At 71.4% G+C, this 23,864-nt stretch carries 23 protein-coding genes; 10 read left to right on the plus strand and 13 right to left on the minus strand.

Going from position 1 to position 23,864, the window contains the following annotated elements:
• Positions 1–636 precede the first annotated feature (636 nt).
• The 3 genes from VF092_23580 (at position 637) to VF092_23590 (ending at position 3,541) form a co-directional block, all read left to right on the plus strand.
• Positions 637–1,455, plus strand: coding sequence for a hypothetical protein (locus VF092_23580; GenBank protein ID HEX6750295.1), 819 nt, complete (start codon positions 637–639; stop codon positions 1,453–1,455).
• A gap of 26 nt (positions 1,456–1,481) precedes the next feature.
• A complete protein-coding gene (locus VF092_23585; protein ID HEX6750296.1) occupies positions 1,482–2,819 on the plus strand; it encodes a hypothetical protein in 1,338 nt (445 codons plus the stop codon).
• Between the two features lie 491 nt (positions 2,820–3,310).
• Positions 3,311–3,541, plus strand: a complete 231-nt coding sequence (locus VF092_23590; protein HEX6750297.1) for a hypothetical protein — start codon at positions 3,311–3,313, stop codon at positions 3,539–3,541.
• Between the two features lie 83 nt (positions 3,542–3,624).
• Here the strand turns inward: VF092_23590 and VF092_23595 are convergent, their stop codons facing one another.
• The 6 genes from VF092_23595 to VF092_23620 form a co-directional block, all read right to left on the minus strand.
• A complete protein-coding gene (locus VF092_23595; protein ID HEX6750298.1) occupies positions 3,625–5,451 on the minus strand; it encodes an Ig-like domain-containing protein in 1,827 nt (608 codons plus the stop codon).
• A 353-nt stretch (positions 5,452–5,804) separates the two neighbouring features.
• On the minus strand, positions 5,805–6,125 hold the full coding sequence (locus VF092_23600) for a hypothetical protein (protein HEX6750299.1): 321 nt from the start codon (positions 6,123–6,125) through the stop codon (positions 5,805–5,807).
• Positions 6,126–6,247: 122 nt separating this feature from the next.
• Positions 6,248–6,835 (minus strand): hypothetical protein, encoded by a 588-nt coding sequence (locus VF092_23605; GenBank protein HEX6750300.1) that lies wholly within the window; start codon positions 6,833–6,835, stop codon positions 6,248–6,250.
• Positions 6,836–6,937: 102 nt separating this feature from the next.
• Entirely contained in the window at positions 6,938–7,543 is a 606-nt protein-coding gene (locus VF092_23610) for a hypothetical protein (GenBank protein ID HEX6750301.1), read from the minus strand.
• Positions 7,544–7,618: 75 nt separating this feature from the next.
• Positions 7,619–8,038 (minus strand): ester cyclase, encoded by a 420-nt coding sequence (locus VF092_23615; GenBank protein ID HEX6750302.1) that lies wholly within the window; start codon positions 8,036–8,038, stop codon positions 7,619–7,621.
• Between the two features lie 368 nt (positions 8,039–8,406).
• Positions 8,407–9,696, minus strand: coding sequence for an MFS transporter (locus tag VF092_23620; protein ID HEX6750303.1), 1,290 nt, complete (start codon positions 9,694–9,696; stop codon positions 8,407–8,409).
• 112 nt (positions 9,697–9,808) lie between these two features.
• Here VF092_23620 and VF092_23625 point away from each other — a divergent pair, with 112 nt between their 5' ends.
• Complete coding sequence (locus VF092_23625) at positions 9,809–10,831, plus strand: helix-turn-helix domain-containing protein (GenBank protein ID HEX6750304.1); 1,023 nt, start codon at positions 9,809–9,811, stop codon at positions 10,829–10,831.
• A gap of 145 nt (positions 10,832–10,976) precedes the next feature.
• Here the strand turns inward: VF092_23625 and VF092_23630 are convergent, their stop codons facing one another.
• The gene (locus VF092_23630) at positions 10,977–11,231 is read right to left on the minus strand and encodes a hypothetical protein (GenBank protein HEX6750305.1); all 255 of its coding nucleotides are present in this window, start codon (positions 11,229–11,231) and stop codon (positions 10,977–10,979) included.
• A 294-nt stretch (positions 11,232–11,525) separates the two neighbouring features.
• On the opposite strand from VF092_23630, the gene VF092_23635 reads away from it, so the two are divergent.
• From VF092_23635 to VF092_23645, 3 genes are all read left to right on the plus strand, one after another.
• Positions 11,526–11,726, plus strand: a complete 201-nt coding sequence (locus VF092_23635; protein HEX6750306.1) for a hypothetical protein — start codon at positions 11,526–11,528, stop codon at positions 11,724–11,726.
• 215 nt (positions 11,727–11,941) lie between these two features.
• Positions 11,942–13,300, plus strand: a complete 1,359-nt coding sequence (locus VF092_23640) for a dipeptidase (GenBank protein HEX6750307.1) — start codon at positions 11,942–11,944, stop codon at positions 13,298–13,300.
• Complete coding sequence (locus VF092_23645) at positions 13,297–14,922, plus strand: M2 family metallopeptidase (protein HEX6750308.1); 1,626 nt, start codon at positions 13,297–13,299, stop codon at positions 14,920–14,922. Before VF092_23640 ends, VF092_23645 begins: the two co-directional genes overlap by 4 nt.
• A 126-nt stretch (positions 14,923–15,048) precedes the next feature.
• On the opposite strand, the gene VF092_23650 is transcribed toward VF092_23645, so the two are convergent.
• Positions 15,049–17,946, minus strand: coding sequence for a BTAD domain-containing putative transcriptional regulator (locus VF092_23650; GenBank protein ID HEX6750309.1), 2,898 nt, complete (start codon positions 17,944–17,946; stop codon positions 15,049–15,051).
• A 536-nt stretch (positions 17,947–18,482) separates the two neighbouring features.
• Here VF092_23650 and VF092_23655 point away from each other — a divergent pair.
• The gene (locus VF092_23655) at positions 18,483–19,151 is read left to right on the plus strand and encodes a glycoside hydrolase domain-containing protein (protein HEX6750310.1); all 669 of its coding nucleotides are present in this window, start codon (positions 18,483–18,485) and stop codon (positions 19,149–19,151) included.
• Between the two features lie 312 nt (positions 19,152–19,463).
• A complete protein-coding gene (locus VF092_23660; GenBank protein ID HEX6750311.1) occupies positions 19,464–20,201 on the plus strand; it encodes a MerR family transcriptional regulator in 738 nt (245 codons plus the stop codon).
• 91 nt (positions 20,202–20,292) lie between these two features.
• Here VF092_23660 and VF092_23665 read toward each other — a convergent pair whose 3' ends face one another.
• Positions 20,293–20,538, minus strand: a complete 246-nt coding sequence (locus tag VF092_23665) for a hypothetical protein (protein HEX6750312.1) — start codon at positions 20,536–20,538, stop codon at positions 20,293–20,295.
• A 273-nt stretch (positions 20,539–20,811) separates the two neighbouring features.
• Between VF092_23665 and VF092_23670 the strand changes: the two genes are divergently transcribed.
• Positions 20,812–21,327: a hypothetical protein gene (locus tag VF092_23670; GenBank protein HEX6750313.1), complete on the plus strand. Its 516-nt coding sequence runs from the start codon at positions 20,812–20,814 to the stop codon at positions 21,325–21,327.
• 89 nt (positions 21,328–21,416) lie between these two features.
• Here VF092_23670 and VF092_23675 read toward each other — a convergent pair whose 3' ends face one another.
• The 4 genes from VF092_23675 to asd all read right to left on the minus strand — a co-directional run bounded on the left by VF092_23675 (position 21,417) and on the right by asd (position 23,681).
• On the minus strand, positions 21,417–21,593 hold the full coding sequence (locus VF092_23675; protein HEX6750314.1) for a hypothetical protein: 177 nt from the start codon (positions 21,591–21,593) through the stop codon (positions 21,417–21,419).
• A 205-nt stretch (positions 21,594–21,798) separates the two neighbouring features.
• A complete protein-coding gene (locus VF092_23680; GenBank protein HEX6750315.1) occupies positions 21,799–22,251 on the minus strand; it encodes a hypothetical protein in 453 nt (150 codons plus the stop codon).
• A gap of 8 nt (positions 22,252–22,259) precedes the next feature.
• Positions 22,260–22,727: an SET domain-containing protein-lysine N-methyltransferase gene (locus VF092_23685; protein ID HEX6750316.1), complete on the minus strand. Its 468-nt coding sequence runs from the start codon at positions 22,725–22,727 to the stop codon at positions 22,260–22,262.
• A complete protein-coding gene (asd, locus tag VF092_23690; GenBank protein ID HEX6750317.1) occupies positions 22,728–23,681 on the minus strand; it encodes an archaetidylserine decarboxylase in 954 nt (317 codons plus the stop codon). It abuts the gene before it with no gap.
• Between the last annotated feature and the right edge of the window lie 183 nt (positions 23,682–23,864).

A 23,864-nucleotide genomic window follows, 5' to 3' on the forward strand; every position in this document is an offset into this window, starting at 1 on the left:
GCCCGCGGGACCGGCACAGGGCTACAGGGGTGACGGAGGCACAGGAGACCCTCTCGCAGTTCCCTGTGCTTCCGTGATGCCCGTGTCCTCCTGTGACAATCGAGATCGCCGGGACGCGAACGATCTTTCCGGATCGGGGAGGTGGATCCCGGCCGCGCCGGCGTGCCCGGCTATAAGCACGCGACGGCGCATCCCATCCGGCCATGGATGCGGGGATTCATCGCGGGCCCGCCCGGCCGGGGGATACCCCGGCCGGAAGAACCCCGCCTCCCGCTTTGAGCCGTCCGTCTTTGGAAGCGGCACGATGTACGCGGCCACTCCCCTGCCGGCGCCAGGATCAGGCGCCCTCGTTCCAGATACTGCAGCAGAAGATGGGGCGCGGCACCGATCGAGCCTGAGAGAGAGTGCGAGAGTGCGTCGGGCCTGGGCGAGCCCGGCGCACTCTCGCACTCTCGCACTCTCGCACTCTCGCACTCTCGCACTCTCGCACTCTCGTCCGTGGCGCACCCGTTGAACCCGCTTATATTCAGGCATCCTCTGCCACGCTCCCCGCGAGCAGAGTAGCTGCGCAACTTCCTTCTTCCTCCCCTCGTAGTCCCTGCCGCCCGGAAACGTCCGGGCAAGGACACCGCACGGATGGACTTCTACCTCTTTTCGCTGCTGCTGGGCTTCGTGGGGCTGCTGGTGATGGCCGTGAGCGGCGTGGCCGGCCACGGCGGCGACCACGGCGCGCACGGGCACGGCGGCGGCCACCTCCACGCCGGCGGCCACCACGCCGGCGACGTCAACGTCCACGGGATCGGCGGCCACGGCATCGCCCACGGGCACGCGGGCGGCCACGCGCTCGACGCCGGCGGCGGACACGCCCTCGGCCACGCGGGCCACGCGGGCGGGCACGGCGTCGCCCACGCGGGGCACGGGCACGACGTGGCGCACGGTGGGCACGCGCACCACGGCCATCATGGCGACCACCATGCCGGCGACGGCGGGAAGGCGGTGGGAAGCTGGTTCCTCTCCTTCCTCTCGCCGCGCGTGCTGTTCAGCGTCCTGGTCGGCGTGGGTGCGGCGGGGGTGCTGCTGGGCGGCGTGCTCGGCGGGCCGCTGCTGGCGGCCGCGGCGGTCGCCGGCGGGTTCGCCTTCGAGCTGCTGGCGGTGCGGCCGGTGTGGAACTTCTTCTTCCGCTTCGGATCGGAGCCCGCGCTCACGCTGGAGAGCGCCGTAACCGACACGGCCACGGCGGTCACCGGCTTCAACCCCGAGGGCGAGGGGCTGGTGAAGATCGAGCTGGACGGCCAGATCGTGCAGGTGCTGGCGCGGCTGAGCCCGGCCGACCGAGCCAGCGGCACCCGCGTGCGCGCCGGCGACACCCTGGTGGTGGAGGAAGTGGACGCGGTTCGCAACCGCTGCACCGTATCGCTCCCCGTCTCCGCGGCGGGGCTCATCCGCGGCGCCTGAGCCGCGCCGCACAACCTGGAGGATCAATGGAATCGAGCCTGATCTGGACGGCCGTGGCGGTGCTGGTCGCCGTCTTCGTGCTGATCCCGATGACGGTGTCGGCCTTTCTGCGCAACGTGGAGGCGGGCACCATCCGCATGGTGAGCTGGCTCACCGGGCGCACCTACATCTACCGCGGCCCCGGCAAGAGCAAGGAGATCCCGCTCTTCACCACCGGGACCACCATCTCCAGCAAGGCCATCAACGTCGACCTCGACATCACCGACCAGACCGCCGACCTGGACCAGAACGGCGTGCCGCAGCCCATCAAGGTGCGCGTCCTCGCCAGCGCCATCGTCTCGGTGGGCGACAGCGACCCGATGATCAAGACGGCGGCCAACCGCTTCTTCAGCAAGCCGCAGGAGGAGCAGCTCAACATCCTCATCGACCTGCTGAGCTCGTCGGGGCGCCGCGCCATCAACCTGCTGACGCACGACCAGCTGTTCTCGGCCAAGACGGCGCCGAAGCTTCCCGCCGCCGTGCCCGGCCAGACCGTGGCCGTGGCGGTGCACGAGGAGGCGCCGGTGGCCATCGTCCCCGCCGGGGGCACCGAGGACGACGACGATCCGCTGGCCATCATCATCCGCAAGGCGTGCAGCCGCGAGCTGACCGACCTGGGGCTGACCTTCAACTCGCTGAACATCAAGGTGGTGCAGAGCGAGGTGGCCGAGGCGCGGCGCCGGCAGTCGGCGGCCGAGGCGCAGGCCAACGCCGACATCGTGGCCGCCGTGCAGGCGCGGCGCGCCAAGGAGGCGGCGCTCGAGGCCGAGCGCACCATCAGCGACAGGCAGCGCGAGCTGGAGCAGACGCGCGCGTCGAACGCGGCGCTGATCGCCGAGGCCGAGGCCAAGAAGCAGGAGGCGCTGGCCAAGCAGCGGCAGGCCGAGCTCGAGGCCACGCAGATCGCGCAGGCGCGCGCCGACGCCGAGCGGGTGCAGATCGAGGCCGCGGCCGCGGCCGACGCCGAGGCCATCCGCATCCGGCGCGTGGCCGAGGCCACCGCGGAGAGCATCCGCAAGGTGAACGAGGCCATCCAGCAGGGCGGCGAGGCGTACTTCCGCTACAAGCAGATCGAGATGCTGCCGGACATCGCCCCGTCGATCGCCGAGGCGCTGTCGCAGGCCCGCCTGGTCACCATCAGCGGCGGCGGCGGCGAGGGCGGCGCGGCCGACGCCACGGCGGGGAACATCACCAGCGTGATCCAGACGGTGCTGGCCGCGCAGCTGGTGGCCAAGGGCGGCCTGCTGGACGGCGACGCGCCCGCCGAGCGCGCGCCGCGCATCCCCGTCCCCGCCGTCACGCTCCCCAGCGGCCGCGCGGGGTGATGGAGATCTCCGGCCGACCGCGCTGAGCGTTCGGACGGATGATCGAGGGTGATGGAGATCGGGCCGGGGCGCCGCGGGTGGCGCTCCGGCCCGATCTTTTTCCCTCGCTGGCGGCCGGGGTGGCCGGGCGATTGATGAAATCGCGGCAACAACCACACGAAGTCCGCCTTCGCGGACTACATGCTTCGGTGAGGCCGAGATGCCGGTGCTCGCGACTGGCTTCGGCGAAACCGGCTCCGAGCGCCAGGGCCTCGTCCACACCCGGGTCTGTAGTCCCCGCGGGGGGACTTCGTGTCGTTGTTGCAGCGAATTTATTCGCCCGTCTCCCCCGTGCTTCGCTCCCTCGCGAGATTCGAATCTTCGGGACAAATCGCGCGTAGTGATACCGGCCGCGGGAACAGATGTGGGTGGACGGATCGCGGGCTGGCGCGGACGAAAGCGGACAGGTATCGTTCCGGCGCGGACACATTCGACACACGGGAGCAAAGGCGATGGCGCGCGACGGCAAGGAGAGCAGCAAGGGGAAGAAGGCGATGCAGACGGCGGCGCTGCTGGCGGGCGCGGCGGGGCTGCTGCTGTTCATCGTGGGCGTCAAGCGCCGCTACCGGCTGGACGAGGAGCGCGAGATCGACGCTTCCCCGCCCCGCGCGCGACGCCGCCGCGACGTGGAGCCCGAACTCGACGAGCACACGGAAGACGAGGACGAGGCGGCCGAGGGCTGATCTCCCGATCTCCGTTCGACGCACGAAGGGCCCGCGCCGTACCTGGCGCGGGCCCTTCGTGCGTGCGTGGGGGCCTCGGGCGGCTACGGGAGCAGCGTCACCGTCGGCGTGTAGCCGAACGCCTGCAGGTCGCCGGCGGCGTAGACGCGCTGGTTGCCGGCGGTGTCGGTCAGCTCCAGGTGGTTCACCGTCCAGGTGCCCGCCGGCGCACCCGCCGGGAAGCCGGCCTTGCAGGCGAAGGTGCCGTTGGCGCGCGTTCCCATGACTGGCGCCGCGCTCTGGCAGGTGATGGTCTCGCTCGACACGGGGCTGCGGATCTCGGCGTAGATGGTGCCCGCGCCGCTCCCCGGGTCCGCCACGCCAACGGTGACGGTCACCGAGTCGGCCGACGTGGCCGCGGGGGTCACGCTGAACGAGGTCAGCGTGGGCTTGTTGGTGTCGTTGGTGCCGCCGCTGACCGCCACCGACGAGGTGAAGCCGCGCCCCGCGAGCTGCGCCGCGGTGAAGCTGGTGTTGTTTCCCGCGCGGTCCGTCACCTGGAGGCTGGTCACCGCCCAGGTGCCGTTGGCCGCGCCGGACGAGATCCCCATCCGGCACTGGAAGGTGCCACTGGCCGCCGTCCCCGTGGCCGGGGTGGACGTGGCGCAGGTGACGCCGCGGTCCGACGCGGCGTTGTAGAGCGTGACGATCGCCGTCTCTACCCCGCTTCCCGCGTCGGCCGTGGTGAACGTGGCCGTCACCGAGTCTCCCGCCGTTACGGGCGCGGGCGAAAGGGTGAAGCCGTTCAGCGACGGCGCCGTGGCATCCGGCGCGGGGTCGCTGACGGCGATGGTGGTGGCGTAGTGCCGCGCGGCCAGGCTGGCGGTGAGGAGCTGCAGCACTTTGCCGGCATGGTCAACGAGCTGGACCGACGAGACGGTCCACGTCCCCGCTTCGGCGCCCACGGGAATGGTGATGCGGCACGCGTACGAGCCGGCCGCCGGCGTGCCGCTCGCCGGCGTGGTGGCGCTGCACAGCCGCATGCTGGCGCCGCCGGGACTGGTGAGCTGCACCTGCGCCAGGCGCATCCCCGTCCCCGCGTCGGAGGCCGACATCGTGAACGTCACCGAGTCGCCCGCGGCCACCGTGCCCGGGGTGAACGAAAACGCGCTGAGGGTGGGCGCCGAGGTGTCGACCGGGCCCACGGTGATGGTGGCGGTCCCGCTGCGGACGCCGTCGCTGGCGGTGATCACCGCCGTCCCCTCGGCCTTCGCCGTCACCGTGCCGCCGGAGACGGTGGCCACGGTCGTGTCGGAGCTGGTCCAGGTCAGCGACGAGCTCTGCGACTCGGTGCCGGCGGCGCTGACGATCCAGGAGCTCAGGAACTTCGTTCCACCCGGCGCCACGCGCGAGTTGAACGGGTCCAGGCGGATGTAGCCGTTCTCGCCCGGCAGGGCGGTGGACACGTAGACGGTGAAGACGAACTGCGTGACGCCGGCGGAGAGCTGGAACTGCCAGCTCTTCGCGCCTGAGGTGGCGCCCGGCGCCAGGATCCCGTCGTACTGGAAGTACTTCTGCCCCGCCGCGGTGAACGCGCCGGTGCCGTCGGCGTTGGCCACCGTGGCGGTGCCGCTCCCGGCGGTGACCGTGGGCCCCGAGGCGAAGAACACGCGCGTGCCGGCCGGCGACGGGGTGACGCCGTCCGTCGTGCCCATGGCGCGGGGGAGCAGGTTCTGAACGGTGACGTCGGCGCTCAGCACGCCGCCGGACAGCTGCACGTTGCTGGAGCGCAGCTTCACGTTCACGTTCTGCCCGCCCAGCAGCAGGTCGCCCGCCACGCCGCCCGCGGGTGACGCGCTGGTGCAGCTCACCAGGCGCGGCTGCACCTCGGCCGTGCATTGCAGCACGGTCGACACCGGGGTGGCCGGCACGAAGGGCTCCGAGTCTGACGGAGCGGCCGGGTTTTGGTCCGAGCAGGCAGCGAGGGCGAGCACCGGCAGCGCCAGCAGCGCAACGGCGCCGCGGCATGAGATGCAGCGAAGGATCATCGGATTGGAATCTCGAAAGATGAGAACGCGCGCGGGAAGGCGGTCCAGCGGACGAGAACGGATGAATATCTACGCGCGCTTCGATTCAATCAAGTCGTTGCGGCAATTTGAGTTACGATTTCGCACCTTGCAGTGCTTTTCGCGATTTGCATCGCTCGCCCCACAGCTGCGATCGCGAAAAGGGCCCACACCGGACGTGGCGCGGGCCCTTCGTCATTTCCGGCAGAGGCGATGCTTCAGCCGCGCTGGCGGTCTCCCGGCGCGTGCTGGCGGCCGTCGCGGACGTGCGTGTCGTGCGGCTCGCCGCGCGTGCTGCTCTCCTCCGTCGTCCTGGTGTGCGCGCCGTGCGACCCGCTCTGGCCCTCGAACCCCTGCTGGTGCTCGGCGATGGTGTCGGGCTTGGGATCGCCGCGGCCCTGGTCCGACGGCGCCTGGCCGGCCTCGAAGCCCTTCCGCTCGCTGGGCGGCGTGTCGTTCTCCACGCGCTGCGTGCCCTGCGGCGACGTGCCTTCGTGGCCCGGCTGCGGACTTCCCGGGCCGCCCTGCGCGCCCGTCATCCCCTGCTCCTTCAATAGGAGTGCGAGAGTGCGAAAGTGCGAAAGTGCGCAAGTGCGCAAGTGCGCCGGGCTCGATCGGACCCAGCGCACTCATGCACTTCCGCACTCACGCACTTCTCGTCTCAGCTCACCCACGTCGTGCGCCGCTGCGTCACACGCCAGCCGTCGGGGCCGCGCTCCAGCAACACGATCGTGCCGTGGCCGCACAGCGCGCCGCAGTGCGAGCCGGTGGCGATCACGGCGCGGCGGCGCTCGGTGTCGAAGCCGGGGCGCGAGAGGGTGTGGTAGCTCGTGGCCGGCGCGTAGCGGCGCTGGAACTCCAGGTACTCCACGCGCAGGTTGCCGTTGGGGATGAAGAGCCGGCTGGGGCTGAAGATGCGCAGCAGCGTGTTCGACGGGATGGCCGCGGGGAGCGGATACCGCGCGCCGTTCCGCTCGCGGTAGTCGTCGATGGCCGTCGGGGGGAACCCCGGCTCCAGGTCCGCCACGAAGTTGCGCACCGTCTCCGCCTCCACGTGCGACACCGAGGTGCTGTCGGCCACGACGACGAAGGGGTGCGCGCTGTCGGCCAGCACGCTGTCGATCACCACCGCGTACACGGCCAGCTCGTCGGCGTCGGCGCGCGGGCCGGCGGGCGCGGGCGACGGCGCGGGGCCGGGGCACGCGGCCAGCATCAGCGCGGCCAGGCACGGCGCGGCGAATCTCATCATCCGAATCATCCAGCTTCCCGGCGAACGTTCGCGATCGTGAGACAGCAGGTCAGGAGATGGTGAGCGGCATCCCGGTGACGACACCCAGCCGACATCGCGGCCTCAGGAGACCCACAGCACCCGACCCGACAGGACGTGCCAGCCGTCGGGCCGGCGCTCCAGGAGCACGTAGCCGCCGTCGGCGCAGAGCGGGCCGCAGTAGTAGCTCCGGGTGACGAGCGCGTACCGGCGCGCGGAGTCGAACCCGGGACGCGAGACGGTGTGGTAGCCCGGCACGCCCGGAAATCTCCGCACGAACACGGCATAGCCGCCGCGCAGGCGGCCGCCGCCGTCGAGGACGAGAACCTCCTCCGACGCGTACACCCGCACGGGATGGCTGGCGCCCGTTTCGGCGGGGAACGTGATCGTCGTCCGGTTCCGCTCGCGGAAGTCGGCCTCGATCTCGGCCGCCACGGCGGAGTCGAGCCGCGCCTCGCGAATGCCTTCCGGCCATTCGCGGCGTCCGACGCTGTCGGCCACGACGATGGCGCCCCGGCGCGCCGAGAACAGCTGGTCCACGAGCGCGGCGTACACGGCGACCTCGTCGGAGTCAGGCTCGCTGGAGATGGCCCTCTGCGGAGGCGCGGGAACGGCGATCGGCACGGGCGGCGCGGGATGCGCGCACGCGGCGGCGGCGAGGAGGAGGAGGATGGGGATGCGACGGATCATCGGCGGTCGGCGGAAGCGGAGGGTCGGCTCACACGATACACGCGCCGCCCCTCCCGCGCCAAGCTGCACTCCGTCCTACGACGTCAGCTCCTGGTACAGCTCCCACGCACTGCGCTCCACCCAGCACTCCGCCAGCCGCCCGTCGCGCACGCGCCAGATGGCGATGCCGGTGAAGGAGATGCGCCGCCCGTCCGCGGGGAGGCCGAGGATCCCCCGGTTCGTTCCCGTGCACACCCAGCGCGAGACGATGCGGTCGCCCGCCGCGTTCGCGAACGCCTCGACGCTGTCCGTGCGCGCGTCGCCGAGCACCGCCTGGAAGTCGCGCACCCACGCCTTGAACGCCTCGCGACCCCGGATCACCCGCCCGCCGGTGGTGATCGCGTAGTCCTCCGTCATCAGCTCGTCGATGGCGTCGAGCTCGTGCGCCGGCCCCCACACCCGCCCTAGGAACTCGAGCGCGAGCTGCTCCGGCCGAGCCGTTCTGGTCTCCGTCATCTCCCCCACCCCGTCGTTGTCATTCCAAAGGCGCCGCCGGCCGGAGTCCGAATCGCGAGAATCTGATGAAACATGGGATCCGGAACACCTCCAGGTGTCATCCTGAGGGAGGCGCTGCATCGCGCTCTCGTCCGCACGAGCGCTGGGCGCCGACCGAAGGATCTACTCGACCCCGCGCGAGATTCCGGCTCCTCCGACAGACACCCGGCCCGCCCTGCAAGATCCTTCGGGCGCGCATGAATCCGCGTGAACGCGACTGCGGTGCTCCGCGCCCTCAGGATGACACCTGACTCGTTTCCGCAGGTTGAGCAACACCCTCTGAGGAATCCGTGTCCGCGTCTGCACCGAATCCTCCGAAGTCGCCGGATTCACGCCTCCAGCGGCACGGGCGCAGGCGTGGAGATGGCGATCCGGCGCGCGTGGCCGACGTTCAGCGCCAGCACGCTCGCGAGCAGGCAGAGCATCCCCGACGCGACGAAGGCCGCGTGGTAGTCGCCCATCCACGTGCGGACCGCGCCTGCGCCGCCCGCCGCGAACGCCGCGCCGAGCTGGTGGCCGGCCATGATCCACCCGAACATCACGCCCACGCTCTCGCGCCCGAACGCGTCGGCGGTGAGCCGCACGGTCGGCGGCACCGTCGCCACCCAGTCCAGCCCGTAGAAGAGCGCGAACACGGCCAGCGACGCGTGCGGCCCCACGAAGGCGTACGGGAGGAAGATCAGCGAGAGGCCGCGCAGCCCGTAGTACCAGGCCAGGAGCCGCCGGCTGTCCCAGCGATCCGAGAGCCAGCCGCTGAGCGTGGTCCCCAGCAGGTCGCAGATCCCCATCACCGCCAGCAGTCCGGCGGCCGCCACCTCGGGGATGCCATGGTCGTGCGCGGCGGGGATGAAGTGCGTCCCCACCAGCCCATTGGTGCTGGCGCCGCAGATGAAGAACGTGGCCGCCAGCAGCCAGAAGTCGCGCGAGCGCACCCCGCGCGCGAGCCCGGCCAGCGGCGCCGCGGCCGCGGGCGACGGCGCCGTCTCCGCATCGTCCGCCGCGCCGTACGGACGCAGCCCCACGTCGCGCGGCCGCTCGCGCACCAGCAGCAGGACCAGGGGGATGACGATCACCGCCGCGCCCGCCACCACCTCCACCGACGTCCGCCAGCCGCGGTGCTCGGCGATCCACGCCAGCGCGGGGAGGAAGACGAGCTGCCCCGTGGCCGTGCTCGCGGTCAGGATCCCCATCACCAGCCCGCGGCGATCGTGGAACCAGCGGTTCACCACCACGGCGCCCAGCACCAGCGCGCCCATCCCCGACCCCGCGCCGACGACCACGCCCCAGAGCAGCACCAGCTGCCACGGCCGCGTCATCAGCGTCGTGGCGCCCACGCCGGCGGCGAGCGCGAAGAGCGCCAGCAGCATGGTGCGCCGCACCCCTAGCCGCTCCATCAGCGCGGCGGCGAAGGGGCCCATCAGGCCGTACAGCACCAGGTTCACCGAGATGGCCAGCGAGATGGTGGCGCGCGTCCATCCGAACTCGCCCTCCAGCGGCACCATCAGCACGCCCGGCGTGGCCCGGATCCCCGCCGACACCAGCAGAACGGCGAACGTCACCGCCGCCACCACCCACGCATAGTGCACGCGCCCCGGCGGGCGCCCGATCGTCGTCGTCATCCCCCCTCCGCTCCCGTTCGTCTCCCATCGCCCGACATCACGGCCCGAAGTCTACATCCCCGGCACGAAACGGGAGAGTGGCCCGAAGGACAGTTTCGATTATATTCGGGCCATGAGCATCGAACCCCATCTCCCGACCTCCGGCGGCGCGGCGGAGCCCATCCACGTGGTGCTGCTGGTGCTGGACAGCATCGTGCCGTTCGACCTGGGCGTGGCCTGCCAGGTGTTCGGCTACGCGCGCCCCGACCTGGGCGCCATGCGCTACCGGATGACGCTCTGCGCGGCCGAGCCGGGCCCGGTGACGACGTCCGTGGGCTTCCCCGTCACCGTCGACCGCGGGCTCGACGCGCTGGAAGAGGCGCACACCATCATCGTCCCCGGCATCCGCGCGTACGACGCGCCCGCGCCGCCGGCGGTGGTGGACGCGCTGCGGGCGGCGCACGCGCGCGGGGCGCGGATCGCCAGCATCTGCACCGGCGCGTTCGTCCTGGCCGAGGCGGGGCTGCTGGACGGGCGCAAGGCGACCACGCACTGGAAGGACGCGGCGCTGCTGGCCGAGCGCTACCCCGAGGTGTGCGTGGACCCGCGCGTGCTGTACGTGGACGAGGGACAGGTGCTGACCAGCGCGGGGATCGCGGCGGGGATCGACCTGTGCCTGCACATCGTGCGGCGCGACTGGGGCGCCGAGGTGGCCAACGCGCTGGCGCGGCGGCTGGTGGTGCCGCCGCACCGCAGCGGCGGGCAGGCGCAGTTCGTGGAGGAGCCGGTGCCCGCGCGCCCAGCGGGAGGCCTGGAGCGCACGCGCACCTGGACGCTGGAGCACCTGGACCGGCGCGTGACGGTGGACGAGATGGCGCGCCACGCAGCGACGAGCCGCCGCAACTTCACCCGCCGCTTCCGCGCGGAGACGGGCACCAGCCCGCTGCAGTGGCTGCTGCAGCAGCGCGTCCTTCGCGCCCGCCGGCTGCTGGAGACCACGGAGATGTCGGTGGGGCGGATCGCCCTCGAGTGCGGCTTCGGCTCCGCGCTCTCGCTGCGCGACCACTTCACGCGCGAGGTGGGCGCCACGCCCGCCGCCTACCGCCGCGCCTTCGGCGTCCGCAGGGTGAGCGTGGTCGACGCAGCGGCTGCGTGATCAGGAATCCCAAGAAATCAGGCACACAGAGGCACGGAGTGACAGAGGCACAGAGAACCCATTGCGGTGCTCTGTGCCTCTGTGATCTCCGTGCCTCTGTGTGAAAGCGGGATCGCCAATACCCGAACGATCGCTCATCCGGAGTTCAATGGCGGCGGTGGATTGCCTTCTCTCGCTCCGCGTTGTTGACGGCGCCGCCGACCACCAGCCCCACCAGCGCCCCGACGACGGCGCCGACCGGCCCGCCGAGGGAGGCGCCGAGCATGGCTCCGCCGATCCCCACACCCACCAGCCGATCGAACGCCGCGTCCTCGCTGTACGCGTCCGGAGACGGGCGGGACGCGGAGGGACGCACCGGCGAAGCGGGGTACCGCGGCCGAGAGTTCTGCACGTGCCTCATGTGCGCCTCCTGGAGAGTGGGTAGCCACGTTGAAATCTAAGACTCCCTCCGCGAAATACGAAGCCCCTGCTTGCAACTATAATTGGCTTATAGAGCGCTTATCTGATCTGAATACCGCACCGAGGCGAAGAAACACTCTGTTACCCCCTAGCACAACATGGCGTATTGAGATATGCTTGTGCACGAAATCGGGCGTGAGGAGAGGATGATGTGACCCGTTCCGAGCGACGCACAGGTCCGCTCGCGGACACCAACCCTCTCCGCGCCTGCAACCCCGGCAAAGGAGCTCCCACCATGAAGCGATCCGTGCAGATCCTGAACCGCTGTCTCTTCGCGCTCGGCATCATCGGCAGCCTCACCTTCGGGGCCGCGGAAGCGTTCGGGTCCGCACGGACGGACAAGACCGCGGCCCGCCCTTGGTGCGAGCCCGTGCAGTGCAACGCGCAGTGCGGCGGCTACGGGATCTGCCAAGGCTTCCAGTGCCTCTGCTACTGAGATCGGCCTCGGCGTGATGGAGCCGGTCCGGGGTGTCCCGGACCGGCTCCCCGACTGTTTTCTCACCCGTTCAAGGACCCTCGGCGCGCTCGCGACCGCCGCTGCCCGCGCCGCGTAGCGCCCGCGCGCGGGGCGGTTATATTCGCCTCCACACAATCGCCCGCCGGGAACGGCGCGCGAGCGAGCGAACCCCTTCGCCGAGAGCACGGAGCCGGATGTCCGTCACCGAATACCTGCAGGGCCGGCGCGAGCAGAGCCTGGCCGAGCTGAACGAGCTGCTGCGCATCCCCAGCATCAGCGCCAAGAGCGAGCACCGCGGCGACACCGCCGCGGCCGCCGAGTGGCTGGCGAGCCGTATGCGCGCCGTGGGCCTCACCACCGTGGAGGTCGTCCCCACCGCGGGGCATCCCGTCGTCCTCGGCGAGTGGCGCGGCGCGGAGGGCGCGCCCACGCTCCTCGTCTACGGCCACTACGACGTGCAGCCGCCCGAGCCGCTCGACGAGTGGCTCACCCCGCCCTTCGAGCCCACGGTGCGCGACGGCAAGCTGTTCGCGCGCGGGTCGGTGGACGACAAGGGGCAGGTCTACCTCCACCTCAAGGCCGTCGAGGCGCACCTGGCCACCAACGGCTCGCTCCCCGTCAACGTGATCTTCTGCGTCGAGGGCGAGGAGGAGGTGGGATCCCCCCATCTGGCCGAGTTCCTGGCGGCCAACGCGGAGCGGCTGCGCTGCGACGCGGTGATGATCTCCGACACCACCATGTTTGCGCCCGGGCTGCCGTCCATCACCATCGGGCTGCGCGGGCTGGCGTACATGGAGGTGCGCGTGCAGGGCCCGTCGGTGGACCTGCACTCGGGCGTCTACGGCGGCGCGGTGGTCAACCCCGCCAACGCGCTGGCGAAGATCATCTCCCGACTGCACGACGAGCGCGGGCGGGTGGCCGTCCCCGGCTTCTACGACCGGGTGGTGGAGATCGAAGAGGCGGAGCGGCGGATGATCGCCGGGCTCCCGTTCGAGGAGGAGAATCTCCGCGAGGAGGTCGGCGCGCCGAAGCTGGGCGGCGAGCAGGGATACGGCCCGCTGGAGCGCGTGTGGGTGCGGCCCACGCTGGACGTGAACGGCCTGCTCAGCGGCTACACCGGCGAGGGCGCCAAGACCGTCCTCCCCGCGCGAGCGATGGCGAAGGTGTCGATGCGCCTCGTCCCCGACCAGGAGTACCACGAGATCGAGCGGCTCTTCACCGAGTACGTGAGGTCCATCGCCCCCGAGGGGGTCACGGTGGAGGTGGAGGCGCTGCACGGCGGCCAGCCCTGGTACGCGGCGCCGTCGGGCCCCGTCTTCGAAGCGGCACGCCGCGCGCTGGCGAAGGCGTACGGGCGCGAGCCGGTGACGATCCGCGAGGGCGGGTCGATCCCCATCGTCAAGGCGTTCGAGGACACGCTGCACGCGCCGGTGGTGCTGATCGGCTTCGGGCTCCCGGGCGAGAACGCGCACGCGCCCAACGAGTGGATGTCGGTGGAGAACTTCCACCGCGGCGCCGAGGCCATCGCCGCGCTGTACGACGAGCTGCGATGACGGAGACGCGGGACGCCGGGGCGCGCACGGTCGACGACGACGCGCGCGCCTTCGTGGCGGAGATGGAGGCGCGGCTGGCGCCGCTGATGCGCGAGTCGCACGTGGCCGGCTGGGACGCGGCCACCGGCGGCGGCGACGAGGCGCTGGAGCGCTCCGCGCGCGCCCGCGCCGCCGTGGCGATGGTGTACGCGGACGCGGAGGCCGCGCGGAAGGTGCGCGCGTGGCTGGAGGGCGGCGTGGGCGATCCCCTGCTCCGCCGCCAGCTCGTCCTGCTCGACCACGAGCTCACCCGCTGCCAGCTACCGCCAGAGACCATCGAGGACCTGGTGCGTCGCGGCACCGAGCTGGAGCACGTCTTCCACACCTTCCGCTCCACCTTCCGCGGCGAGCGCAAGTCGAACAACGAGCTGGTCGACGCGCTGCAGGAGACCACGGACTCGGGGGTGCGGCGCGAGGCGTGGGAGGCCGGGAAGGAGATCGGGCGCGAGGTGGCCGAGCCGCTGCGCGAGCTGGTCCGCCGCCGCAATGCGGCCGCGCGCTCGCTGGGCTTCGACCACTTCTACGCGATGGAGCTGCACCTCCAGGAGCTGGGCGAGGCGCGGCTGTTCGCGGTGCTCGACGAGTTCCGCGACCGCACCGACGAGCCCTTCCGCCGCTTCCGGGCGGAGATGGACGCGCGCATGGCGCGCCGCTTCGGCGTGCCCGCCGACGCGCTGCGCCCCTGGCACTGGGACGACTTCTTCGCGCAGGAGGCGCCGTCGGTGGCGGGGACGGTGGAGCTGGACGCCTACTTCCGCGACCTGGACCCCGTCGCCCTGGCCTCCGGCTTCTTCCGCGGGATCGATCTGCCGATCGACGAGGTGCTGGCGCGGAGCGACCTGTACGAGCGCGAGGGGAAGGACCAGCACGCCTTCTGCATCGACATGGACCGCGAGGGCGACGTCCGCGTGCTGTGCAACATGCGCCCGAACGAGAAGTGGACGGGCACGCTGCTGCACGAGCTGGGGCACGCCGCCTACGACCTCTACATCCCCGATCACCTCCCCTTCTTCCTGCGCACCATCGCCCACACGCTGAGCACCGAGGCCATCGCCATGTACATGGGGCGGCTCACGCGCGACCCGGCGTGGCTGCGCGAGGTGCCCGGCGCGGCGCTGACCGACGTGGAGGCCGCCGACGTCCGGGCCCAGCAGCGCGCGGCGATGCTCGTCTCCGCGCGATGGATCCTGGTGATGGCCTACTTCGAGCGCGAGTTGTACCGCGACCCCGATCGCGCCGACCTGGACTCGCTCTGGTGGGACCTGGTCGAGCGGCTGCAGTACATCCGCCGGCCGGACGGGCGGAGCGCGCCGGACTGGGCGAGCAAGATCCACCTCTCGCTTTCGCCCGTGTACTATCACAACTACCTGCTGGGCGAGCTGATGGCGTCGCAGATCTCCGCGCACGCGCGCCGCGGCATCGCCGAGGGACGCAGCATCGCCGGCGAGCCGCGGGTGGGCGGCTTCCTGCGCGAGCGGATCTTCGCCCCCGGCGCGTCGCTGGACTGGAACGAGCTCCTCGTCCACGCCACCGGCGAGGGGCTGTCCCCCCGCTACTTCGTGGAGGAGTTCGTCGGCGCCTGAACCGCCAAGCTTTTTTGATCACGCAGAGGCACAGAGATAAGGGAGAGGCACAGAGGCTCGCGGTGACGGAGCCCTCTGTGCCTCTCCCTTTCCTCTGTGTCCTCTGTGTGAAATTCTCTTGTCTTTTCACCAGCCACTGGTGTCGATGAGATCGGGATCGGCGCGGACGCGTGCGCGGGCGACGACGGCCTGGTGCGCGGCGGCGCTGTCGGCGCTGCCAGCGGCCTGCCAGGCGCGGGCGAGGAGCGCGTGCACCTCGGTGCGGTTGACGTAGAGGTTGCTGGCCTCGAGCGACCCGCGCAGCGCCGGCTGCAGGACGGCCACCGCCTCGCGCGGGCGGTTCATCCGCATCAGCACGCCGGCCAGCGCCACGTTCGTGCGCGTGTACCCCGCGTTGGGCGACACGATGGCCTGGCGGAGTTCGGCCGCCGCGCGGGGCCAGTCTCCCCGCGCGCGGTGGAGCAGCCCCAGCACGTGGTGATGCAGCCGGTGGTCGCGCGCCAGGTAGCTGCGCATCCCCCGCTCGCGCACGGTGTCGGCAAGGGCGCGCAGGTGCGCGGTGTCGTCCAGCGCCGCCAGCGCGTTGGCCTTGTGCGTGAGCGTCCACGTCTCCGCGCGCGCCACCCGCGAGGGCGCGTCGCCCGGCTCGCGGTTCCAGGCGATGGAGTCGAGGAGCGCGGCCGACTCGCGGAAGCGCCCCGTTTCGAACAGGATCTGCGCCTCGAGCAGAGCCACCGACGGCACCGCGCCGTGCGACCGCGGCGCGCTGCGGAAGGCGAGCCGCGCCTGCCGGGCCGCGTGGAGCGCGTCGCGCATCCTCCCCTGCTCGCGGCGCGAGATGGCCAGGTACCACCACGAGTCTACCACGCGCTCCTCGTCGCCCGCCTTCATCTGCTCGGCCAGCAGGCGGTCGGCCGCGTCGTACTCGCGGCGCAGGATGCGGTGCTGCGCCATCACCAGGATGGCGTTGGGCGTGAGCGCGGGGTTGTAGGTGCTGGCCTTCCCGTAGACCGCCATGGCCTCGTCGCCCGCGCCGGCCAGCTCCATCGTTTCGTACAGCGCGTTCCACGCGGGGGCCGAGCGCGGCTGCAGGCGCGTCCACTCCCGCGCCACGCGGTTCGCCGCCGGGATCGAGTCGGCGCTCTCGTACGCGCTGACGATCTGCCGCAGCGCGTTGCAGGCCATGCACCCCGCGCCCTCGCCCCGCAGCCCCTCGCCGTCCATCTCCACCACGCGGCGGAACCAGGGGACGGCGTCGAGCCAGCGCGCGTCGGCCAGCAGCGCCACGCCCACGTAGAAGGGGCCAGCGGCCTCCCGCGGATAGCGCACCGAAAGCGTCTCCGCCAGCGCCAGCAGCGTGGGCGACGAGGTGATGTTGGCGATCCCCGCGCGGATGATCAGGCGCTCGCGGTCGCTGGCCGTCTCCGCCAGCCGCAGCGCGCGCTCCTTGATCCCCGGCCCGCCGCGGACGAGCGCGATGTGGTACGCCGCCATCGCGAAGGCGCTGTCCTCCGCCAGCGCCGCGTCGAACATCCGCGCCGCGGTGGCAGGGTCGCCCTGCGTGTACGACTCCAGACCGCGCTCGTACAGCCGGTAGGCGATGGGCGACGACGTCGTCACGCCGCCGACGAAGTTGCCGGAGGGGAGGTCGCGCGCCAGCCGCCCGGCGCCGCTGTCCGCCAGGGCGACGGCGTCGGAGCCCTCCAGCCGGTACGCGGCGATCACCGCGCCGCTGCGCAGGTCCACGCGGCGGAGGTCCAGCCGCAGCCGCCCGCCCGCCAGCGAGTAGACGTCGCCCTCCACCAGCTGCGTGGCGCCGGCGGAGCGCGCCGCGGAGGCCAGCGCGGCGCCGGTCGTGTCGGTCGCCCCGCGCAACTCCTGGAAGAGCCGCGCACGGCTGACCACGCGCACGCCACCCCCGCGCGCCAGGTCCGTCGCCAGCAGGTCGGAGATCGGCGTCGCCACCGGCCCGCCCGTATACGAGCCGATGCGGCCGATGGCGAGCACCGGCTCGCCCGCCTCCTCCGCCCCGCGCGTCAGCCGCCACCCCGCGAGCAGCACGCCGACCACCGCCGCCGCGCCGGCGATGGCCCAGCGGGAGCGGGAGATGCGCGGCCATCGCGGCGCCGGCTCGTCCGCGGGAACCGACGCGATCGCCAGCGCCGGCACCGCATCCACGGGAGATGACGGCGGCTCCGCGACGGCGGTCGTGGAGGATCGGGAGACGTCGGGAGCCGCCGCGTCGTCATCTCCCTCGTCCGTCGATGACGCAGCGGCGGCGATGGCTGGGGATGCGGCGGCTCGGACGGGCTCCGGCTCGCTGCGCAGCCGCTCGGCGAGCGCCGTCACCTCCGGCGAGGGCGGCAGGCCGAGGTGCGCGTCGACCAGCGATTCGTAGATGCGCGCGTGCTGCAGCGCACCCGCTCGGTCGCCGGCGGCGTCGAGCGCGCGCATCAGGCGCACGGCCACGCGCGCGCTCAGCGGGTCCGCGCCGGCGAGACGGCGCCACCACGCGACGGCGGCGGTGTGGTCGCCCGCGCGCTCGCGCGCGCCGGCCAGCGACTCCAGCGCCTCGGCGTGGCGCAAAGCCAGCGCGGCGCGCTCGGTCTCGATCCAGCGGTCGAAGTCGTCGAGCCCGGGAACGCGGAAGCCGTCGAGGAACGGGCCGGCGTAGACCGCCGCGGCGCGCTCCGGATCGGCCGCCGCCAGCGCGGATTCGAAGTCGCCGACGTCGCTGCCGATCACCTCCGGGTTCAGCCGCAGGTCCTTCACCCCCAGGAACGGCTCCTCGCCCCCCAGGTCGCGGCGCAGCGCGTACAGCGCCTGCGCCAGCGCGCGGCGCCCGGCCTCGTCGGGGCTGTCGGGCCAGAGGAGCGCCAGCAGCTTGTCTCGCGTCACCCCTCGCTCGCCGGCACGCGCGAGCACCGCCAGCACCGCCAGGCGCCGCGGCTGGGCCGCCGCCCCGGCCAGCGGGCGGTCGCCGTCGCGCACCGCGAGCGCGCCGAAGGTGTGGATTCGCAGCATCTTGCGAAGTTCGCGAAGGCGGGTGACTTCCAGGTGATGGGGCGGTGATGCGGGGCCGGTAGCTTCCCTTCGACGACGGCGCGGACGTACGACGGGGCGCCGCGGAGAGATTCGGGGAAGCGCGGCCCGGCTCCCGATGCGGGATGGAGGGAGCGGCCTGGAGGATACCGAGGGGGAAAGCGCAGATGGACGGGACCGATTGGCGGGGTGGGCCGCCAGCGGGCGCTCTCCCCCTCGAACAATTTGTCCTCGTTTGTTTGCCGGGGCAACCCGGTAGACGGCGGGGGACAGGGGACAGCAAGACGACGGCGGGCGGGCGGCGACCCGTCCCGGCGAGGAAGGCGGTCCGGCGTGCCGGATCGCCTTTCTCGCGTCTACCCGGGAGACGTTCACCGAACGGAGATCGAATCCCTTCCGGAGGAGATGCGAGCGCGCTTATTTTGCGACACGAAGATCCTCCCGCCGCACCGCCTTCGATCCCACCACGCGGCCGGCAGCCGGCGAACCGCCCTTCATCTCCTACCTGGTTCTCTCCCATGGCAACGCTGAACGGCATCATCAAACCGGCCACCATCGGCCAGGTCGGGTTCGACACCGCGTCGACCGTCACCCAGAAGGCGCTGCAGGAGGCGCACAACCGCGGCTACACCTTCGCCATCCGCTACATCCGCCGGAAGGTGGCGCACGACGGCGACCTGAAGCACGACGAGGCGCAGATGATCCTCGATTCGGGGCTGTCGCTGATGGCCGTGCAGTACGTGGAGAGCGAGGAGAGCTGGGACGCCAACGCCACGAAGGGGACGCAGAACGGCAACACCGGCGTGGAATACGCGCAGTCCATCGGCCTTCCGCCGGGGATGAACGTCTGGTGCGACCTGGAGGGCGTTTCCACCAAGTGCCCGGCCGCCGACGTCGACGCATACTGCCGCGCCTGGTTCACGGCGGTATCCGGCGCCGGATACGTCCCCGGGCTGTACGTGGGCTTCCATCCGGGGCTGAACCCGCAGCAGCTCTTCAAGCTGCCGTTCACGCACTACTGGCGCTCGTTCAACCTGAACGACGACCAGGTGCCCGCCGTCCGCGGCACGCAGATGCGCCAGCGCAGCAAGAAGGCGCTCCCCGGTCTCGATCCCAGCACCTTCGACGAGGACGTGATCACCGGCGACAAGAAGGGCGGCGTTCCCCTCATGCTCTCGGCGCACTGAGCCGCCACCGGGCGCACACATTCTCAGCCCCGGCGGGGAGATCGTCTCCGCCGGGGCTGCGTCTCGTTTCCTGATCTCCAGAAGAACGGGATCACACGGAGGAAGCGGAGGGAACGGAGGACCACGACGAGTTCTCCGTTCCCTCCGTTTCCTCCGTGTGATCTCATATCTTTATTCGTTTCAATGACATAGCCGACGGGGGCGGAACACGTTCCCGCGATTCTTCATCATCCCCCTTGCACCTCACGTAACGTGAGGTATTAGCCTTCCGTCGTGGCCACGCAGACGCAGTTCAACCGAAGGAGGGGCGGGATGGCGCGGGACGGGTGGAAGGTGGGCGAGCTGGCGGGCGCCACGGGGCTGACCGTGCGCACGCTGCACCACTACGACGAGATCGGGCTGCTGCGGCCGTCGCGCCGCACGCCGTCCGGGCACCGGCTCTATGGCGACGGCGACGTTGCCCGGCTGCAGCAGGTGACGTCGCTGCGCGAGCTGGGCTTTCCGCTGGAGGAGATCCGCGCGCTGCTGGACCGGCGCGGGATCTCGCCGCGGGAGGTCGTCGGGCTCCACCTGGAACGCCTGCGCGAGCAGATCGAGCTCCAGCGCGCGCTCTGCGAGCGGCTGGAACGGATCGCCGCCCAGCTGGATCGCGCGGAGACGGTCTCCGCCGACGAGCTCATCCGAACCATCGAGGCAACGACCATGTACGACAACTACTTCACTCCCGAGCAGCGGGAGGAGCTGAAGGCCCGCGCCGCCGAGCTCGGCGACGACCGGATCCACGCCGTGGAGGGCGAATGGGAGCGGCTGATGGCCGAGGTGCGCGCGGAGATGGACCGCGGCACCGATCCCTCCGAGCCACGCGTGCAGGCCCTGGCGGCGCGCTGGATGGAGCTGGTGCGCGGCTTCACCGGGGGCAACCCGGAGATCCACGGCTCGCTCAACCGGATGTGGCAGCAGGAAACCACCATCCACGGCATCGACACGGCGCCGGTGCGCGAGATGATGGCCTACGTCCAGCGCGCGCTGGACGCGGGGAAGGCCTCGTAGCCGCACGCACGGTGGCGCGAACGAGCCCATCCACGTGACGGCGCCCCGGCGGGTTTCCCGCCGGGGCGCTCGTGCGTTCACCACTCGCGGATCAGGCCCAGCAGTCGGTGCCGCCGCAGGTGCCGCAGGTCCCGCCGCACGAAACCCACTCGGTGTCGCGCAGCACGGTGTCGTCCCACCCCGAAGGGTCGACCGTGGGCCGGTACACCGTGTCGTTCCACTCGGAGATGATCACCTCGTTGCCGCGTACGGTGCCGCTGCGGCTCAGGGTGCGCGGCATCGCCAGCGACTCCACGTTCAGCGCATCGAGGTTCAGCTTCAGCTTGGGACGAGGCATTCGGCTCCTCCGGGTGTTAGTGACAAAGGGACGGAAAATGATGTGAATAGACTCTCGTACGCGTCAAGAGGCCGGTGCGCGGTGTCACCCGGCTCACCAGATGTTTGTAGCCCCGGCGGGACAGCCATCCACTTCCACGTAAAGGTCGGAGGCTCGTAAGAGGTTCCGACGCAAGCGGATGCGCGATGGTGGCGAGAAGGCGCCGGAGTTGCCTTTCCGTCCGCCGCGCGAACGGCGCACGATCCTACTCCCCCACCGGACAGGCACATCCTCATGTTCAGCTTCCGACCCGCGGCCACGCTGGCGCTCGCCCTCACGCTCATGACCGCGGCGACGGCCGCGGCGCAGGACACCGCTTCCGTCACCGCTCCGAAGGAGGCACGGAACACCTTCTTCGTGGAGCTGCTCGGCAACGCGGGGATCTACTCGCTCAACTACGAGCGCTTCTTCACGCCGCAACTCGGGATTCGCGTGGGCGGGATGTACTTCGAGACGGTGGACGAGGGCGACCGCATCTCCGTCGCCCTCTTCCCGGTGATGGGTACCTGGCTGCTGGGCCAGGGGAACAGCCACTTCGAGGTGGGCGCCGGCGTCGGCTTCGGGACGGCGGGAATCGAGACGACCGACATCGGCGACGCCTGGGGAAGCACCGTCTACGGCACCGCCACGCTCGGCTACCGCTACCAGAAGCCCGGGGGCGGCGTGATGTTCCGCGCCGGCTTCACGCCCGTCGTCGCCCAGGGCGGCGTGTTCCCGTGGGTCGGTGCCAGCGTGGGCTACGCGTTCTGAGCAGCGGCGGGCGACCGCTTCAAGTCAGCGCCCCGGCGGGAAGGCTCCCGCCGGGGCGTGTCGCATCCAACCCTCGTGGTGATCCCCGCTTACGGCGTGCAGCGGGCCGGGCACGACTGGAATTCGTCCGTCTGGCAGCAGTGCGAGAGGAAGCGCGAGGGAGCCGCCGCTTCCTGCGCCTGCACCGTTCCCTTCCGGCCGTCCGCGTCCTCCGTCACGAACGACTGCACCCTCAGCTCTTCCACGTTCAGCATCAGCTTGTCCATGGGGTCCTCCCTGGGATGAGGTGGAAGTGAGCAGATCGGCACCGCTAAGTATAGGCCGTGGCGGGAGGAAGTGAAGCCGCTTCGAGATGGAACGTTCGCGGTGCGCGATACAACGCAGACGGCGTTCGCCTGAGATGGAGAACGACAAGGCTGCAATCGTCATCTCCACCAGAATCGGACAACCTTCCGCATCGCGCTGGCCGGATCAGATCCGGAGCGCGGCTTCGAGCGAGCGCATCCGCTCCAGCGGGAAGTCGTGCATCCCCCACTCCTTCCGGTATCCGGCGGGCCCGTGCTCGGCGAGGACACGCTGCGCGGCGGAGAGGACCTGGCCGGCGAAGGTGCGCAGGCGGCACTCGGCGTCGAGCAGCACCTCGCCGCGGTCGTCGGGCAGATGGTGCGCGGAGTCCTCCAGGCGGAGGATGCGGACGCGCAGGCGGTCGGGGCCGGCCCGGCGCAGCTGCCAGCGCACCTCTTCCGGCTCCGCTTCGAACGAGAACGTCGCCCCTTCCGCGCCACGCACCACCGCGATCGTCGCGGCCAGAAGGTCGTCCAGCGCGTCGGTGAGGTAGCTCGCGATCACCTCAACCTGCTGGCCGGCGATTTCCACTTTACACTGCGCCCATCCCATCCCGGACAGGCGGTAGTCGACCCTCACGGAGAATCTCAGCGCTTCTTCTTGAGGAGGGTGCCGCGGCAGCTCGCGGCGCCGCAGTGGCAGGGATAGCGGCGCTTCGCTGCGGGCGTGTGGCGGCCTTCGATGATGAAGTGGTAGTCGAAGGTGAGCTCCTCGCCCTCCGGGATCTCGCGGATGCTGTCGATGTAGATGCGGCCATCCTCGATCACCGACGCGCAGTTCGGGTCGCAGGAATGGTTGATGAAGCGGGAGATGTTGCCCCCCGCCCCGCCGTCCACCAGGACGTCGTCGTCCACCTTGAACAGCAGCGTGTGATACGGGACGGAGTCGTCCCACGGGTAGCGCCGGTCGCCCTCTTCCTGCGTGACGCGCTCGCCCGCGTACTCGATCAGCCGGGTGTCCGCGGGGATGCGCTCCCGCGCGAAGACGCCGCGGCCATGGATGCCGGAGCTGCGCAGCGCCAGCCGCTCACGTACCCGGAAGCCCTTCTTCGCCATTCACTTACCTCCGCCGGACGGCGCCCGCCCGATCTCCATCCCCAGCCGCACGGCCGTCCCCGGCGCGAGGCCGGGCGCCAGGGCCACGCGGCCGGGCTCGAAGACGAGGACCACGGTGGAGCCCAGGTGGAAGGTCATGATGTGGTCCCCCTGCCGCACGTCGACGGGAGGATGGTACGTCTTCGTCCGCGCCTCGGCGCCGCGGCGGTTGGTGATCCAGCCGACGGCGCCCGGCGCGGCGTTCCACTCGGCGTCGAACGCGGCGGAGATGCGGCCGACGTTGTACGCGCCGACGGCGACGACGGCCACGCGCCCCAGCGGCCCGTCGAGGTAGCACAGCAGCCGCTCGTTGCGCGCGAACAGGTCGGGCACGTGCATCACCGCGGGAACGTTGACCGGCATCAGCGCGCCGGGGACGTGGCGGGCGCGCGGGATGCCACCGTCGCACGGCGCGTGGATGCGGTGGTAGTCCTTCGGGCTGAGATAGAGCGTGACGAACGCGCCACCGTCGAAGCGCTCCCATTCCCCATCCTCGTCGAGGAGATCGCGCAGCGAGTAGGTGCGGCCCTTCGCCTGGATCAGCTTCCCCCCCGTCACCCGCCCCAGCTGCCCCACGGCGCCGTCCACCGGGCAGGCGGCGACGCGGGGATCGTGCGGCCAAGTGCGCGCGCCGGGCTTCAGCTCGCGGGTGAAGAAGCGGTTGAGCGACGGGAAGCTGTCCAGCGGCGCCGCGGCCTCGTCCACGTCGGCGCCCACCATCCGCGCAAAGCCGCCGAGGACGGGCTTGCGCAGCGGCCTGGGGAGCGGCACGTCGGCGATCGCGCCGAACGCGCGGCTGAGCGCGCCCTGCGGCAGCCGCCGGAGCGCGCCGAGCATCGCCCGGGCGCGCGCGCCGGGGTCGTCGGGGTTGTGCGAGATGTCCGCGGAGCGGCGGACGGATGGATCGTCGGGCATCGGGATCTGCTTCTGCTCTCGATTCGCTTCTGCGCTGGACTCGCTACTGCGCTCGGACTCGCTTCTGTGCTCGACTCGCTTCTGATCTCGGACTCACTTCTACTCTCGGACTCGCTTCTGATCTCGACTCGAAGATTCGTGCGGCCGCGGCGCGGAGGCCCTCTCCCCCCGGCCCCCTCCCCC

Origin of the sequence: Longimicrobium sp. (genome assembly GCA_036377595.1) — a bacterium.
Taxonomy (GTDB): domain Bacteria; phylum Gemmatimonadota; class Gemmatimonadetes; order Longimicrobiales; family Longimicrobiaceae; genus Longimicrobium.